Origin of the sequence: Streptococcus oralis subsp. tigurinus (assembly GCF_002093575.1) — a bacterium.
In the GTDB taxonomy this organism is placed as follows: Bacteria; Bacillota; Bacilli; order Lactobacillales; family Streptococcaceae; genus Streptococcus; species Streptococcus oralis_CH.
In genome coordinates, this window is sequence record NZ_LNVH01000006.1 from 1 (window position 1) to 16046 (window position 16046).

The following is a 16046-nucleotide window of genomic DNA, read 5'->3' on the forward strand; positions in this document are numbered from 1 at the left end:
TTGTAACTGTTTCAAGCTCTTTGTCGCCTTCTTTCAGAACAAAGCTGTATTTACCTGCTTCAAGGTCTTTACCTTCAAGAACTTTCTTAGCTCCAAGAGTTACACTTGTAGCTCCGGCTGGTGTGTATGTGTTCTTAAATACAAGATCTTTTGCTTCTTTTGAGGCAGTTGCTTTCAATTCAGTTGCACTTACTTTTTCAACCGTTACTTCAACTTCTTGAACTGTCTTATCATAAGTGATTCCTGCTTCAGATCCAGCAACTTCTGAGATAGTGTACTTGTGAGTTCCCACTTGGCTCTCATCATATGAGATTGGTGAGAAGGTCACAGTTCCGTCAGCAGCGTTTGTAACTGTTTCAAGCTCTTTGTCGCCTTCTTTCAGAACAAAGCTGTATTTACCTGCTTCAAGGTCTTTACCTTCAAGAACTTTCTTAGCTCCAAGAGTGACACTTGTAGCCCCTGCTGGAGTGTAAGTGTTCTCGAATACTTTTTCACCATCATAAGCAACGGTTGCTTCAAGGACACCTTTGCCATTGTCCGCTACAGTTACTGTAGCTGTGATGGTTTTCGTATCGTACTGGATACCTGTAGCAGTACCCGCTTTTTCAGCAATCTTATAAGTATAAGTGCCTGCTTCATCGAAGGTCAACTCTTTAAACTTAACTTTTCCGTTGGCATCATTCTTCGCTGTTTCAACATTACCAGCCTGGTCTGTCAAAGTGAACTCAAATTCATCAGCTTTCAACTCACGGCCTGTCAACTTCTTAGTTACTTCAAGAGATGCTGAAGTTGGTTTTACTGCATACTTATTGGTAACAGTTAATTCTGCTGTTTGTTCTGAGGTATAGCCATCAACTGTAGTAACTGGAGTTCCATCTTTATCAACTTCTTTAATGCTGTAGGTATATGTCACACCATTTTGATCGGTCGCAGGAAGATCTGACCATTCTACAGCACCGTCTGTCTTAGGTACTTCTTTTTGGTCAGCATCTGTAACTGCTTCTGCAGTACCACCCTCTAAAGTACGATACAATTTAAAGAAGAGACTTGGGCGAACACTATCCTTTCCACCAGTCCAGACTTTATTAGCAGTTACTTTTGTTTTTGGAACCTCATAAGTGTTGGTTACTTGTGTCTTGTCTGCATTGTAAGAGACGACGTAGTTATGATCATTAGATGCAACTTTCTCTCCTTCTTTCAAAGGAAGTTCAGTAGTATCTTGAAGCTCGCGAACAGAATAGATTAGTTTTGTTCCATCAACATCATACTTAGGAAGTTGTTTCGCCCACTTGTAAGTGTAAACACCATTGGATTCTGTCACTTCTGGAGTATAGCTACCAGAAACAGGTTTAGAGTCCTCAATAGTTTGTCCTTCTTTATGGACATACAAACCGAGCTTAACTTTCTTATAATCTGCGGCTTTTCCACCTACCCAAGTCTTAGTAGCTTCAAAGTCAACTGTCTCACGTTTGTTAGAGATATTTAAAGGAACTCCCTCTTTTTTCATCTCTACTTCAAACTCTTGACTATTTGCAACATAACCTGACTTGGGTGCTTTTTCTTTTACAATGTATTGACCATCTGAGAGAACTGGAGAAAGGGCAACACCATGTTCATCTGTCGTAATTTCAGCAACTTTCGTTCTATCACTCTTCTTAAGAATTTCAAAGACAACACCACTTAACTTCACAGTAGCATCTGCCTCATCATACTTGGTGATTTTAATTTTACCAGCAAGATCCGCTGTAACAGTTGCACCTGCTCCTTTAACGGATTTGACACCTGATTTCATAGTTATGCTACCAGTGTCTTTCCCATCCCAGGATTTCCAACTTTTCTGAGGGACACCATCATAAGTTATACCTGCACTGTTAACAACTTCAGTTCCATCTGCAGGAGTAGTCGTACTATACTCTAAACGTAAAGTTTTGGTTCCTGTATTGGTCGGCAATAAAAGTTCAAATGAAGTACCACCGTTTTTTAAGGTTAATAGTGCCGTATCATTTGGATTTGCTTGATAAACTGTCGGATCCGTTGTAACTTTATATTCGTGACCATAGGAAACAACATCTGCGCTACTTGTATTATTTGTCTTATATTCCACCTCAAAGAATTTAAAACTATCCACAAGATAAGTTGCTAGAGACCCCTTACTGGTGTCAATGCTATCATTTATCTTGACGACTTTGCCAGTTAAATCTTCGCCAGCACGATTGATTCGCATCCACCAGGCTAGGTGATCCGTATCAGAATTTGTCCATCCACCCTTATAACCAATTTCGCCTTCAACTGGCACATCTTGGCTATCACTGCCAAATGGTTTAAAGGTTATTGTTTGTTCTTTATCTCCAGGTAAACGATACGTGACTTTATTCACTTCTCCAGTTGTTTTCAGCATTGAAGTAGCATTAAATGTCCCTCTAATATTTTGCTTACCTTCAACCTTTTCATTAAATGTAAAGGTTATTGTCTTCGTAGCACTATCTGCTATAACTTGCCCCAGTACCTCTCCGCTTACACTATCCTTTAATTTAAATGTCGCGTCAACTAAATCTAGACCATCTGGAGCTTTTACGGTGAAATAATCACCATTCTTTATTTCTCCTGCAGATAGATTAGAAAAGCTATACTCCCCATAATAGAGAGCCCGTACCTCTTTTTGTCCCTTAGAATGCCAAAATGTTTCGTCAGCTACACCAGTCCCTGAATTTCGTATTTCAACATTTGATAATGTGACCTTATCTGTCAAATCTTGCGCCTGTACTGGATTCGATAGAGCTATCGAGCCAAACAGAACTAGAAGTGGCGTTAAAATATAGAGCCACAATTTTTTTAATTTCATAATTTTTCCTTTCTAAATAATTAAAATGAATTGAACAGTGTATTATCTCCCTTAATAAGCAACACCCCTTTCAATCGTAAGATTCATTGATACAATATCTGCATAATTTATGTAAAAATGATGCAATTACGATATTGATTTTGTTCAAGAGCTATTTCTAATCTTTAGCAAGGATATCACTACCCTTAGTCAGTGTGGAAATATAGCAAAATACCACTTCTATTATACGATAATTACTGATGATAGTCTAGTAATTTTCATAAATTAATAGACTAACTTCTACGTGGAGAGTTCAATATAAGGTATTCAGAATAACTAAAATCGTCTTACAATAAAATACGTACCATCTTAACTTTATCAACCGCCTTTACTTATCATTGATTTTCTCTCCTCTGAAATATGAATCAAATAAATAATATGTGATAAATCAATCACTTTAAAAGCAAAGAAGGATTATATTATCATTAATCGTTCTAATAAACTGCCAAAGCACTTCTAAATGAACACAGGTCTTACTTTAAAGGAGAGGTCTCATATACTAAAACTATGATTATGGATGCCCACTTACTGAAAGCAATCAGATCTAATATTAAAAATATAAAACCATTTGAGGAATCCAGTAGATACTATTAATCTAAAAAGGCCCCTCACAGATTTGTAAAGTTCTTGGATTATATAGATTAAAAAAATATAAAACAAGAACTAACTCATGTTATTGAACAGTATATAAAAGAAATAGAATGGGGAAGTTTCTAAAGAGAAAGTAAAGAATCATCGGACTAGAACTATTAGCTTAATGCCCCATTACTAAAGTATAGCTTTTCCTTAAATCAAACATCACAAGGTCATTTTTCTGCTATCACAGATGTTAAACCATTTAAATTTAATTTCAACATGGCAACCGCCTAGTAAAAACCTTTACAATTCAGGATATCCTTAAATTATGCTAGGTATGAACATTTAGAATGTCAATAGAATCAACCCGCTAATGATTTCTGCTTAGATAAATTCATAACTTATTGTTAAAAGTCGCATCTATTCTCTGAAAAAGGCTAAAGAATCGAAAGTGAGAAGACTTATTCAAGGTAACTTCTAAACGAGTATAGATAAGAAATAGAGAGATCCCATAAATAAACCGTCTCGGTTTATAAGGTGGCAATTTCATAGGAACTACCTCAGAAATAGGGAACTAGAAACGTTTTATCTTTTCATTGTTCAAAAGGGTAGTATGAATTCTTTGCGAAGTTCTCGTCGTGTATCGGCTCCAAAATAATTTATCCAAGGATTTAGTTCCGTATAGTATTACATCCTTTTAGTCTTATTTTAATCAATTTATTATAGTATCATGCCCTATAGTAGCTTGTTCAAGATTTTATAAAGACATAAAATTCTTCTCAGATTTCTGGGACATCTCAAATTTAATAATTCCCCATAAGAGTACCATCATGCCGTGCCTGAACTATTACTTTTGTTATAGTATTGATGTTCTAAAAATCAAAAAGAACACCCCGAAAGGTGCTCTCTGTAAGTATAGTAATTCTCTCGAATTAACGTTTTGAGAATTGTGATGCTTTACGAGCTTTCTTAAGACCTGGTTTGAACAGAGTTAGTTTTAATAAATTTCAAAACTCTTTAAAATCAGCGTTTTCCCTTATTTACAGAAAGCGGATTTTCATATAATTTCAACTAATTTGATTCGAATGGTGTGAATTTTACCCCCAAAATACACGAATTGAGCTACTAAATACCAAAATTCACACCATTATTGTTTAAAAAACAAAGCAAGTGATTTTCTAACAGTCACTTGCTTTTTGTATCAATGATTTTCTACAAAATTTAAAATATCTTCATAGGTTAATAAGGAAACAATCTGTTCAACAGTTAAATGAAATGTTTTTTATTTTTGATATACAATCAATCATGTTTTATAAATATCATATCGCCTTTATGGTTATGGGGATTACTTTGTCAGGGATTTTAATCTCATTTGAAAGAACTTTTCTACACGATAAAAATATTATAGGTTATCTTGTATATTTGAGATATTGACATTTTGGTTAGTTAATGTTAAGATATACTTACCGACAACTGTATCGGTAAGGAGGAGCAAATGAAAAGAGAAAGGCTAACAGCAAATGAAAGAAAATTAGAAATACAGAATATTGCATTGGAAGTTTTTACAATAAAGGGATATAAAAACACAAGTATGCATGATTTAGTACAAGCTACCGGACTATCCGCAGGAGGATTGTATCATCATTATAAAAGTACATCTGAAATTCTTTACGACATGATGATCCGAGGTTGTAAATATAGGGAAGATATTATTAAAAAAAAGATAGCTGAAATTCCAAACCCTTTAAGTATAGAGGTATTAGCTGAACTAATGGTTGACAAGGCGCTTTCCAACAATATATTTGTTCCAATATATGTTATGTTCTTGCAGTCGATGCAGGAAGATGAAACCTTACAACAACTTTATAAAGATATAAGGGATAGTAATATAAGGGATTTTGAGCAAATGTTAGAGGAAAACGGAGGTTTGAAGATTTCTAAAGAATCTTGGAATTTACTCAATGATTTGATTAATACTTTCATCTTAGGTTGTGAGACATTGGGTATCAGAGAACATTTAATTTCACAACGTCACATTCTTAAAAAAATGGTCATTGACGTTCTAATAGAAAACGAAGAAGAGGTGTAATTGTATGAATAAAAATAGTAAAGAGCTGTTAACAGAGCAGCCATTACAAATATTAATTAAGCTATCATTACCTGCGATATTAGGAATGATTGTTATTGGATTATATCCGTTAATGGATGGGATTTTTGCGGGTCAAATACTTGGTGAAAAAGCCATGACGGCAGTAGGCATTGCTACCCCGTTTACCTACATCAATACAGGGATTGCTACTTTGATTGGTGTAGGGTCAGCATCTTTACTTTCCAGAGCAATTGGAGAAGGAAATCAAAGATCCATTGACAAAGTTATGGGGAATCTTTGCTTTTGGGTTTTGTTATTGTCAACAATCGTTACAATATTAGGGTATTTATTTTGCGGACAACTTCTTATGATATTTGGAGCTAAGGGAGAACTTTTAGATCTTTCTACTCGTTATTTACGAATTATTTTTCTTGGATCCATATTTGTGAATTTTGCACAGGCAGCTAATATGGTGATGCGTGGTGAGGGTTTAATGAAACGAGCCATGTTAATTATGTCATTGGGAGCAGGAATAAATATAGTATTAGATCCAGTTTTAATGATAATGTTTAGAGAACATGGAGTTGAGGGAGCTGCTATTGCTACAATAACAGCACAGTTTATTCAGGCAGTATTTACGCTTTGGTATTTTAAGAAAAAAAGTGAAACTGTAAAAATTGGCTTGATGAGAAAAGAAAAGGAAATAACAGGAGAGATGTTTTCGGTAGGAGTTTCTGCTATGCTTATGCAGGTGCTTACTATTATTCAACAGAGTTTTCTTTATAGTCAGGCATTTCGATATGGAGGAGAAACTTCAGCAGCCATTATGGCAGTATCATTAAGAATACAAGCTTTTTCTTTCATTCCGCTATGGGGAATGAGTCAAGGATTACAACCTGCTATTGGTGCCAATTTCGGAGCGAAGCAATATAATAGGGTTAAAAAAATATTCAATGTTTTTACTATTAGTTCCATTATATTGGCAGCTTGTTTTTGGATACCGGCAGAAGGATTTGCTAAACAGATTCTTAATTTATTTGGATTGTCTGATGAAACACTATTTTTAGCGGTTCCAAACTTTCGTATAATGTATAGTATTTTCATTGTTTATGGGGTAATGATTATGATTATGACATTTTTCCAAGCGATTGGAGATGGTAAAACAGCTGGTGTTTTAGTTATGCTAAGGCAAGTAATTTTATTTATTCCAGCCATGATTTTTCTTCCATACATATTTGGAGCACAGAGTATTTGGTATGTTATACCTATAGTTGATGGTATTGTTGTATTGTTGGGATTGCAGAGATATTTTACAACAGTTAAGAAACTGAAATAACTAATAAATTATGTAGAAGAGCAGTAAATCGAAAGGTTTACTGTTTTTTCTTGTTTATTATATCTTTTAATTAAATACCATTCTCTATTCCTTAGTGTGAATCTAACAAATTTATGATACACTAATAATAGTACTATACAAGGAGGTTTACTGTGACTCTTGATGTAAATAAAGATAAATTAACTATTCTAGGAGTTCAATTTGATAACTTCCCAGATTTTGATACCGTTTGGTATGCTATCGGATCATCAATGATTGAAAATTATGAACCTACTGTTCAAAATGTGATTGATTTAAAAGCTCATGTTATTAACAGACGAAAGGAATTAAATATTGGTTGAAAAAACTGTGATTTGAATAACCTTCAGTAAATGCTTAAAATCAATGTTTTCCCGCTTTTTTAGAAAATAGAATTTCATTAAATTTTAATAAATTTCATTTGAATGGTGTGAACTTTACCCTAAAAATACACGAATTGAGCTAGATTTTATCAAAAAGTTCACAGCATATAAAATTTATATATAACTGAACTGTAATAGAGAAAAGAGAGCCACCGCTCTCTTTCTTTTTATCTATTATATTTTCGTTTTCCTGCTAAAGCAAGTAGTCCAACACTTGCCCCAAGGAATGCTAAAAGTCCTGAATCCTTCGTTCCTGTATTTGGAAATTGCTTGGAAAGTTTGGATTTCAGTTGAACTTAAAATAGCGCAATATCAGGGTTTTTCAGATTGATATCTACTGATTCATTTCATAAAATTTGAAGCAATATTTTTAAAATAGGGAATTTCCTAATTCAGAACCTTCACTCAGACCATAACCCTACTTATCCTAATAAAGTTTGGAGTATTGGAATAACAATGATAAAGAGCACTGTACTTAGAGTCACCACATTCGTCGAAAACTCAACATCTCCTTTTCCTTGATTGGCAAGGATTGGAAGAACTGCTAGAGCTGGTGTAGCAGACTGAATCATAAAGGTCTTAAATTCTGCTGTTGCCATATTTGGGGCAAAAAACTTCAATACAAGAAGCATGGTCAGAGGAGCTAGGATAAAGCGTCCAACCAAAGTGACAATTGTATCTTTATCAAAAGCAATCGTATTCAAGCCTGCCTTTGCAAGAACAATACCGATATAGATAAGAGATAGTGGCGTTGTTAAACTACCAATATAAGTCAAGGTACTTTCCGCAAAACTTGGGACAGGAAGACGGAGCACTAAAAATACGAGGGCTACGAGAAATCCCAATAAAGGTGCTGGGAAGAGCTTCTTCCAGTTGAATTTTTGAGCTTGCTTTGAAGCCCCTTCTTTGCTATCCGAGGTCATTAGATAGACACCTAATGTCCAAGTAGATACCGTATTTGTAATATAATACACCAAGAAGTAGGGAAGGGCTTGATCTCCAAACAGAGCTATGTTTAAAGGCAAACCAATAAAAATGGTATTGGCATTAACAAAGGTATTAATCATGGTTCCTCGACGGCCTAGGCGCACTCTAAAAAGTTTCACCGCTATAAAGGCCATTAGGTAACCGAGAATGAAGGCGATAAACGTATACAATAAACCGCCAGACAGGCTAATCAATTTATCTAAAGTTAAATATTTAAGAACAGAGGTAAAAATTGCCACTGGCATGGCCACATTCATAATGAGTTTAGATAAATCATTTCCAAAACTCTCTTGAAACCAACCACGGACTTGTAAGAAGTAACCTAGAATGATAATGACGATAATAGGTACAATACTCTGAATTGAAGTTAAAAAGATTTCCATAGTCTCCCTTTCTATATGTCATAGCGTATAATTTAGGGCGTACGAAGCATCCAGTCGCACTCGTACACCCCATTTCCATTTACTTATTTATAGGTTGGATACCATTTCAAATCACGAACTGCTTTAGCCATATCTGTTTCCTTGGCACGCGCAAGACCTTGTTCTTGCGCTTTTTTAGCGACCGCTTCTGCTACTTTAATAGAAACATCTGCTACATACTTGAATGGTGGCAAGACAGGAGCTCCTGGTTGGCCTGGACTGACAATACCACTCAATGAATGAGCTGCTGCTCCAATCATTTCATCTGTCAAAAGACTTGCTTCAGAAGCCAGCATACCTAGACCAAGACCTGGGTAAATCAAGGCATTATTGGCTTGACCAATCACATAGTCTACACCTTTATAAGAAACCGTATCAGCAGGAATTCCTGTTGCGACAAAAGCCTTACCATCTGACCATTCAATCAAATCTTTGGCACTAGCTTCGGCTAGCTTGGTTGGATTTGATAATGGGAAAATCATTGGACATTCTGTGTTTTCACACATAGCTTCTACAATTTCTTTAGTGAAGGTATTTGGCTGAGTTGAAGTTCCTACTAAAATAGTTGGCTTCACAGTCTTTACTACTTCAAGCAGATCAGTCAACTTGTCTGCGTTGCTAAAGTCAGCACGTTTCTTAGCAAACGGTTTTTGTTCAGGAGTTAGGTCATCCATGTCATCAAATAGAAGACCTTGTTTATCAACCATAAAGAAACGTTTATAGGCTTCTTCTTCAGAAAGGCCTTCACTGACCATTTCACGAAGCACACGAGAAGCAATTCCCGCACCAGCAGTCCCTCCTCCATAACATAGATAAACTTGATCAGTTAATTTTTCACCACTAATATCTAGCGAACCAAAGATACCACCTAAAGTCACAATACCAGTCCCTTGGATATCATCATTAAAGGTTGGAATTTGTTTCCGATATTTTTCAAGAATATTAGCAGCATTTAAGCGACCGAAGTCTTCCCAGTGAAGGTAGAGTTTAGGAAAGAGACGTTCTGCTGTTTGAACGAATTGGTCAATGAAGTCGTAGTAACGATCTCCGCGGACCCGTTCGTGACGATTTCCTAAGTAATTAGGATTGTTACGAAGCTCTTCACGGTTAGTCCCTGCATCAATGACTAAAGGAAGGACCATAGAAGGATCGATTCCAGCAGCACCCGTATAGACCATCAATTTCCCAACAGAAATATCGACACCATTTGTTCCCCAGTCTCCAATTCCAAGAATTCCTTCTGCATCTGTTACAACAATGAGTCGAATCTCGCGATCCCCGGCAGCATTTTTCAAAGTAGCTTCAATATTTTCAGGATGATTGATATCAAGATATCCCGCATATTGTGGATCTACAAAGAGGTCACTATAGCCTTCAATGGTATCTGCAATGGTTGGGTCATATACAATTGGATTGAATTCTTCCAAATGTTGAGCAAAGAGGTAATAGAAAAGAGTCCGGTTTGTATTAAAGATTTCCATTAAGAACAAACGTTTTTCCAGATTATTGACCTTTGTTTGCATTTGTGCATAGGTTTGCACTGCTTGCTCCTCGATGGTTTGAACGTAAGGTGGCAATAACCCAATAAGGCCTAGTTCCTTTCGCTCCTCTAAGGTAAAGGCAGTTCCCTTATTAAGGAAAGGATTGTTTAAAATATCATGTGCAGTCATAGTGCAACCTCCTTTTTTACTAATATTATACCACAAAAAATGAATTGTTTATAAAACTCTGTTGCTTAAAAAATACAATCGTTAAGGTATATGTTATAATGAGTCTACGAGAGAATTTATAATAAGCCTTTTGATACTTAAAACACTATTATTGATGACACTTTAAGTTGTTTTATAAATTTCTGAACTCATCAAACCCTCGACAATTACTCTTTACTAAAAGTTTCGAGTATAACAAAATAATTATACAAATTGGCAATCCTAATTAAAATAAATATCCTTTAAGTTTGCTATAAATTACTTTGTATTTTTTAAGGTGTTTTTTTGTCATACAAAACTTGTATTCTATTTATATGACAACTAAAAACTATTTACAACAATATATTTCCCAAAAAGTGAAATATTTCCGGACAAAAAACAAAATGAGCCAGGAAGAACTTTCTGAACAGGCAGGACTTGGGCTTAAGTATATCAATCAACTTGAAAACCAAAATGTGAATCTGACCATTCACAGTCTTGAAAAAGTGATTGTCGCCCTAGAGATGACCCCAGAAGAATTTTTCAATTTTGATAGCCTTGAATCAACCTCTGATAAGACCGACAATCTTTCACTCAAAAGAATCAACATGAAGATTAAACAGCTCCCTATTGATAAACGAGAAAAGATGTTAGTCATTTTTGAAAGTATCTTAGATAACCTTTGATATCCCTGACTCACTTACATTTTAACCGGTGAATACTCGTATAGTCAAATTGTAGGATACGGATAAAAAGTATTTATCTGGTGATTTCCACTTATTTTCCTTCTCCAACTAATGAAAGTGAGCCTATATGAATTTAAAAGATCTACAATATTTTTATGACCTCTGCCATGTCCAATCCTATACAGACGTAGCAAAACAACACAAAGTCAGCCAACCATCTATTTCTTATGCCATTAAGCGCTTAGAGGAATCTTTTAATTGCAAATTGATTCACCACGATCCCTCGCATCGTTCCTTTAAACTAACTAATCAAGGACAAATCCTTCTGAAGCATACAGAACTGATTTTACCTGAGGTCATTTCTGCTCGCAAAGAAATTAATCGCTCTTTGGCGCATTGCTCTACTGTAGGATTCCCTCCTATTATCATTCAGTATCTTTTCTCTGTCTTAAATAAAGAAACTGAATTTGATTTTTTAAAAAAGGTGCGCCCTATTCGTGGTGGATCCGTAGAATTATTAAACCTTCTCCTTAAGGGAGAACTAGATGCGAGCTTACTCGGCTTGATTGAACCACTCAATCATCCTTCAATAGAGACACATGAACTCTTTCATAAAGAACTGTATATCGTTTTATCTAAGAACCATCCTCTTGCTACTGCTCTTTCCCTCACTTTTCAAGATTTAGTAGATCAATCCTTTATACTTTTAGACGAACACTTTGTTCACCTGAAAGCTTTTGAACTACTTAATCAAAAGCATCAAAACAAGGCAGAAATATTCTTCAAGAGTGACGACATTGTCATCATTAAAGAACTTTTAAAGAAAGGGATTGGCGTTAGTTTACTGGCTGATATCGCACTTTCTGATGAAGATGATGATTTAATAAAAATCCCTCTAATACCGGAGGACCAGATAACATTTACAGTTTATTACGCTCACCTTAAATCAGCTACACTGTCATCAGAAGTAGAGGATTTATTTAATTTTATTAAACTATACAAACCAAAAGAACTTGGCTCTTTGTCAACTGTAGTAGATTGAAGAAAAGCTAAGCTCGAGAAAGGACGAAATTCGTCCTTTCTTTTTTGATGTTTAGAGCGATAAAATCGCTTATCACTCAATTTACGGCTATCCTGTTGAATGAGCTCCCGGTAATGTTTGATGGCTTTATATTCATGAGATTTTCGCTCAAACTGATTCATGATTTGGACACGCACACGACTCATAGCACGGTTTAAGTGTTGGAGTAAAACAGTCCAGTGGACTGTTTTAGCCTGAGTTCAGAAATATAATAACGAAGGGTGAAAACGATCGAGAACGATTTTAGCACATGGAAAAAGCTGTTTAGCTAAGTCATAATAAGGACTAAACATATCCATAGTAATGATTTTCACCTGACAACGAACAGCTCGATTGTAGCGAAGAAAGTGATTTCGGATGACAGCTTGTGTTCTTCCTTCAAGAACAGTGATGATATCGAGCTTTTCAAAATCTTGCGCAATGAAACTCATCTTCATCTCCCGATTGAAACAGTCACTTCCCTGACTGTTTCAACATCCCAGGATATAATCTCAGGAAGATGCGAAAAATCATGCTTAAAGTGGAAGTCATTGAGCTTTCAAATGACAGTTGAAGTTGAAATGGCCATCTGCTGAGCAATATCGGTCATAGAAGTCTTTTCAATTAGCTTCTGAGCGATCTTTTGGTTGATGATACGAGGGATTTGGTGATTCTTCTTGACGATAGAAGTCTCAGCGACCATCATTTTCGAACAATGATAGCACCTAAAACGACGCTTTCTAAGAAGAATTCTAGTAGGCATACCAATCGTTTCAAGGTAAGGAATCTTAGAAAGTTTTTGAAAGTCATATTTCTTCATTTGCTTTCTGCAATCAGGACAAGATGGAGCCTCATAGTCCAGTTTAGCGATGATTTCCTTGTGTGTATCCATATTGATGATATCTACAATCTTGATGTTTGGATCTTTGATATCAAGCAGTTTTGTGATAAAATGTAATTGTCCCATATGATTCTTTCTAATGAGTTGTTTAGTCGCTTTTCATTATAGGTCTTATGGGGCCTTTTTTCTACAATAAAATAGGCTCTATAATATCCATAGGGGATTTACCCACTACAAATATTATAGAGCCTAAAAAGTAAGCCATCGGCTTACTCTTAATCAAATAGTCGGTGCCTTATTTCCTCTAGAGCCATAATGATAAATGGACAGACGAGCAAATAGAGCCAATCATCAAAACCAATCGGAGCTGTATTAAAGAGAGTGTGGAAAAGAGGTACATAGGACAGGATAATAAAGAGAATGATTTCTAAGATAATCCCCAGACTAATAATCTTATTTGCAAATGGTTTGATTTTGAAAATAGTTCCTCTACCTTTGCGACTATTCATAGCCATACCAATCTGCGTGAAGATGATAGCTCCCAAAGTCATGGTTGTTGCCTCTCGATAAAGAGGTCCTGAACTAGCTAGATGATTCAGATGTCCTTGATTAACCCAATAATTAAGGAAGAAGGCACCCATAGCCAAAACAGACTCAATCATACCATACCAAGCAAAGGCTTTTAATAATAATTGCCGATTTAACAAACGATCTGATAGGCGTCTTGGTGGCCTGTCCATAATGCCTTCTTCTGGTGGCTCAACCCCCAGTCCCAAAGCGGGCATCATATCTGTTCCAAGGTCAATCGCTAGGATTTGCATAACTGTTAAGGGAAGAGGAATGCGCCCCAAAGAGAACAAGAAGAAGGCAGATGGTACAGCTTCCGGTGTATTGGAATTAAAAATATAGGTCAGGAATTTTTGAATATTTCGATAAACGGCACGTCCCTCTTCAACAGCATGGACAATAGAAGCAAAGTGATCATCCGTTAAAATCATATCGGCAGATTCCTTGGCGACGTCAGTTCCAGATACTCCCATAGCTACCCCGATATCAGCCTTTTTCAAAGCAGGGGCATCATTTACTCCATCACCAGTAACAGCAACAACTTCACCAAGTTCCTGAAGTGCATTGACTACACGATATTTTTGTTCAGGGGCTACACGGGCAAAAACAATCTCACCTTTAAGCGCTTCTTTAAGCTGATCGTCATCCATGTCAGCTAGTTCAAGTCCTGAAACAACACGCGCATCATCACCCTGCACAATTCCGATTTTCTTGGCAATACTAAGAGCCGTCAAGCCATAGTCACCTGTAACCATGATAATGCGAATACTGGCACGGTGACATTGCTCAATTGCTTCACGTACACCTTGACGTGGAGGGTCACTCATGGCAACAAGTCCCACAAAGACCATATCTTCTTCGAGGGTCCGCATATCCCACTTGTCTTCTCTAATATCTTCGCTTTCCAAAGGACGATAAGCAACAGCTAAAACACGTAAGCCGTCACGAGCAAATTGATCGTTAGCAGCAAGAATTGCTTGACGTTCTGTAGCAGTCATAGATTTGATTGCTCCTTGACCATCATAATAGTCTGAGCAAAGTTCCATCACTTCTTTAGGCGCACCCTTAGTGATGGAAATATGGTGACTGCCATACAGACTTTTTTCGAGACTATGTACCGTTGTCATTCGTTTACGATCCGAATCAAAGGGAATTTCTTTGATACGAGGAGCCCAGTTGTGGTTGTCATTTAAATCAATACCTGCTTTTTCTGCAAGAACATTAAGACAAGCTTCAGTCGGGTCTCCCAAGACCGTATAATCGGGATTGTCAGCACTTGGCGCAACCACTTGAGCATTACTAGCCAAGTGAGAAAAGCGAACCAAACGATTCAGGAGATCATTTTCCTTCAGAGAAACAGGGTCACCATCCTTCTCAATATGCCCTTCTGGTGCATAACCTAGCCCAGTCACCTCATAATTACCCGACAAGGTCCATAAATGATTAACTGTCATGGCATTTTGAGTTAGGGTCCCTGTTTTATCTGAGCAAATAACAGAGGTTGCTCCAAGAGTCTCAACAGAAGATAATTTCTTCACTAAAGCATGTTCTTTAGCCATGCGTTGTACAGCCATAGCTAGAGAGAGGGTAACTGTAGGAAGTAACCCCTCAGGGATAAAGGCAACAATCATTCCCAAGGCAAAGATGAAAGCTTGAGAAAGAGGCTGATGGACAAATAGTGTTGCTGCAATCATAAAGAAGAGACCTACAGATACTGCAATAACCGAAATCTGTTTGGTCAAATGGTCCAGTTCCTTTTGCAGTGGGCTCTTTTCCTGAGCTAGGTTTTGCGTCAAGTCTGCAATTTGTCCAAACTCAGTTTCCATACCGATAGCAGATACTATAAAATGTCCTGACCCAGAGGAAACTGTGGTCCCTGCAAACACCATATTGTCATATTCCAATTCAGTCTTATCAGGAGTCAAATCTGCTTGGTCTGATTTATAAATGGGATTAGACTCACCAGTGAGGGCAGACTGATTTACCTGCAAGTCTGTCACAGCAACCAAACGTCCATCTGCAGAAATACGGTCACCTTCTTCAATGAAAACCAAATCACCTGGCACCAAGTCCTGTGCAAGGATTTTATCTTCCTTTCCATCACGAAGAACTCGGGTATAGGATGGAAGAAGCTTATTCAGTGCTGCCGTGGCTTGACTAGCCTTATATTCTTGAATAAAACTAAAGAGACCATTAATGATATTGACCAGCCCAATCGCAATTCCCAACTCCAAGCTATGGGAAATCACAGCAATAAAGCCACCAACCCACAATAAGAGGGCCATGAGACTGGCAAAATGTTTGACAAAGGTCAACCAAATAGGTTCTTTCTTACTTTCTTTCAACTGGTTAGGACCATAAGTTGCTTGCCTCTTTTTTACTTCTTGTGAGTTTAACCCTTGAGGACTCGTTTGCAACACTTGATAAACCTGATCAGAGGCACAGGTTCCTAATGTAGTCCCCTTCTGTCTAGAATTACTCATAATCCTTTCCTCGATTCTAAATCATTAAA

General features: G+C 36.8%; 10 protein-coding genes and 1 pseudogene. 5 read left to right on the top strand and 6 right to left on the bottom strand.

Annotation, left to right across the window (positions count from 1 at the left end):
• Nucleotides 1–2842: Spy0128 family protein (locus ATE37_RS07960; protein ID WP_142995865.1), on the bottom strand; the 2842-nt coding region annotated here is incomplete at its 3' end.
• Between the two features lie 2110 nt (nucleotides 2843–4952).
• On the opposite strand from ATE37_RS07960, the gene ATE37_RS07965 reads away from it, so the two are divergent.
• From ATE37_RS07965 to ATE37_RS07975, 3 genes are all read left to right on the top strand, one after another.
• Nucleotides 4953–5546 (top strand): TetR/AcrR family transcriptional regulator, encoded by a 594-nt coding sequence (locus ATE37_RS07965; RefSeq protein WP_084868644.1) that lies wholly within the window; start codon nucleotides 4953–4955, stop codon nucleotides 5544–5546.
• A 4-nt stretch (nucleotides 5547–5550) separates the two neighbouring features.
• Nucleotides 5551–6882 carry an MATE family efflux transporter gene (locus ATE37_RS07970; protein ID WP_084868645.1) on the top strand — a complete coding sequence of 444 codons (1332 nt, stop codon included), beginning with the start codon at nucleotides 5551–5553 and terminating at the stop codon, nucleotides 6880–6882.
• Nucleotides 6883–7034: 152 nt separating this feature from the next.
• Nucleotides 7035–7223 carry a hypothetical protein gene (locus tag ATE37_RS07975; protein ID WP_084868646.1) on the top strand — a complete coding sequence of 63 codons (189 nt, stop codon included), beginning with the start codon at nucleotides 7035–7037 and terminating at the stop codon, nucleotides 7221–7223.
• A gap of 227 nt (nucleotides 7224–7450) precedes the next feature.
• On the opposite strand, the gene ATE37_RS11045 is transcribed toward ATE37_RS07975, so the two are convergent.
• The 3 genes from ATE37_RS11045 to ATE37_RS07990 all read right to left on the bottom strand — a co-directional run bounded on the left by ATE37_RS11045 (nucleotide 7451) and on the right by ATE37_RS07990 (nucleotide 10362).
• Nucleotides 7451–7573 (bottom strand): LPXTG cell wall anchor domain-containing protein, encoded by a 123-nt coding sequence (locus tag ATE37_RS11045; RefSeq protein ID WP_084868710.1) that lies wholly within the window; start codon nucleotides 7571–7573, stop codon nucleotides 7451–7453.
• Between the two features lie 132 nt (nucleotides 7574–7705).
• Complete coding sequence (locus tag ATE37_RS07985; protein WP_084868647.1) at nucleotides 7706–8653, bottom strand: AEC family transporter; 948 nt, start codon at nucleotides 8651–8653, stop codon at nucleotides 7706–7708.
• A gap of 83 nt (nucleotides 8654–8736) precedes the next feature.
• Nucleotides 8737–10362 (bottom strand): malolactic enzyme, encoded by a 1626-nt coding sequence (locus ATE37_RS07990; RefSeq protein WP_084868648.1) that lies wholly within the window; start codon nucleotides 10360–10362, stop codon nucleotides 8737–8739.
• Nucleotides 10363–10715: 353 nt separating this feature from the next.
• On the opposite strand from ATE37_RS07990, the gene ATE37_RS07995 reads away from it, so the two are divergent.
• Both ATE37_RS07995 and ATE37_RS08000 read left to right on the top strand, forming a co-directional pair.
• Nucleotides 10716–11066, top strand: coding sequence for a helix-turn-helix domain-containing protein (locus ATE37_RS07995; protein ID WP_061598712.1), 351 nt, complete (start codon nucleotides 10716–10718; stop codon nucleotides 11064–11066).
• Nucleotides 11067–11193: 127 nt separating this feature from the next.
• A complete protein-coding gene (locus tag ATE37_RS08000; protein WP_084868649.1) occupies nucleotides 11194–12108 on the top strand; it encodes a LysR family transcriptional regulator in 915 nt (304 codons plus the stop codon).
• A gap of 56 nt (nucleotides 12109–12164) precedes the next feature.
• Here the strand turns inward: ATE37_RS08000 and ATE37_RS10700 are convergent.
• Both ATE37_RS10700 and ATE37_RS08015 read right to left on the bottom strand, forming a co-directional pair.
• Nucleotides 12165–13093, bottom strand: a pseudogene (locus tag ATE37_RS10700) (ISL3 family transposase); the annotation flags it as partial.
• 149 nt (nucleotides 13094–13242) lie between these two features.
• The gene (locus tag ATE37_RS08015) at nucleotides 13243–16017 is read right to left on the bottom strand and encodes a cation-translocating P-type ATPase (RefSeq protein ID WP_084868650.1); all 2775 of its coding nucleotides are present in this window, start codon (nucleotides 16015–16017) and stop codon (nucleotides 13243–13245) included.
• Nucleotides 16018–16046: the final 29 nt, after the last annotated feature.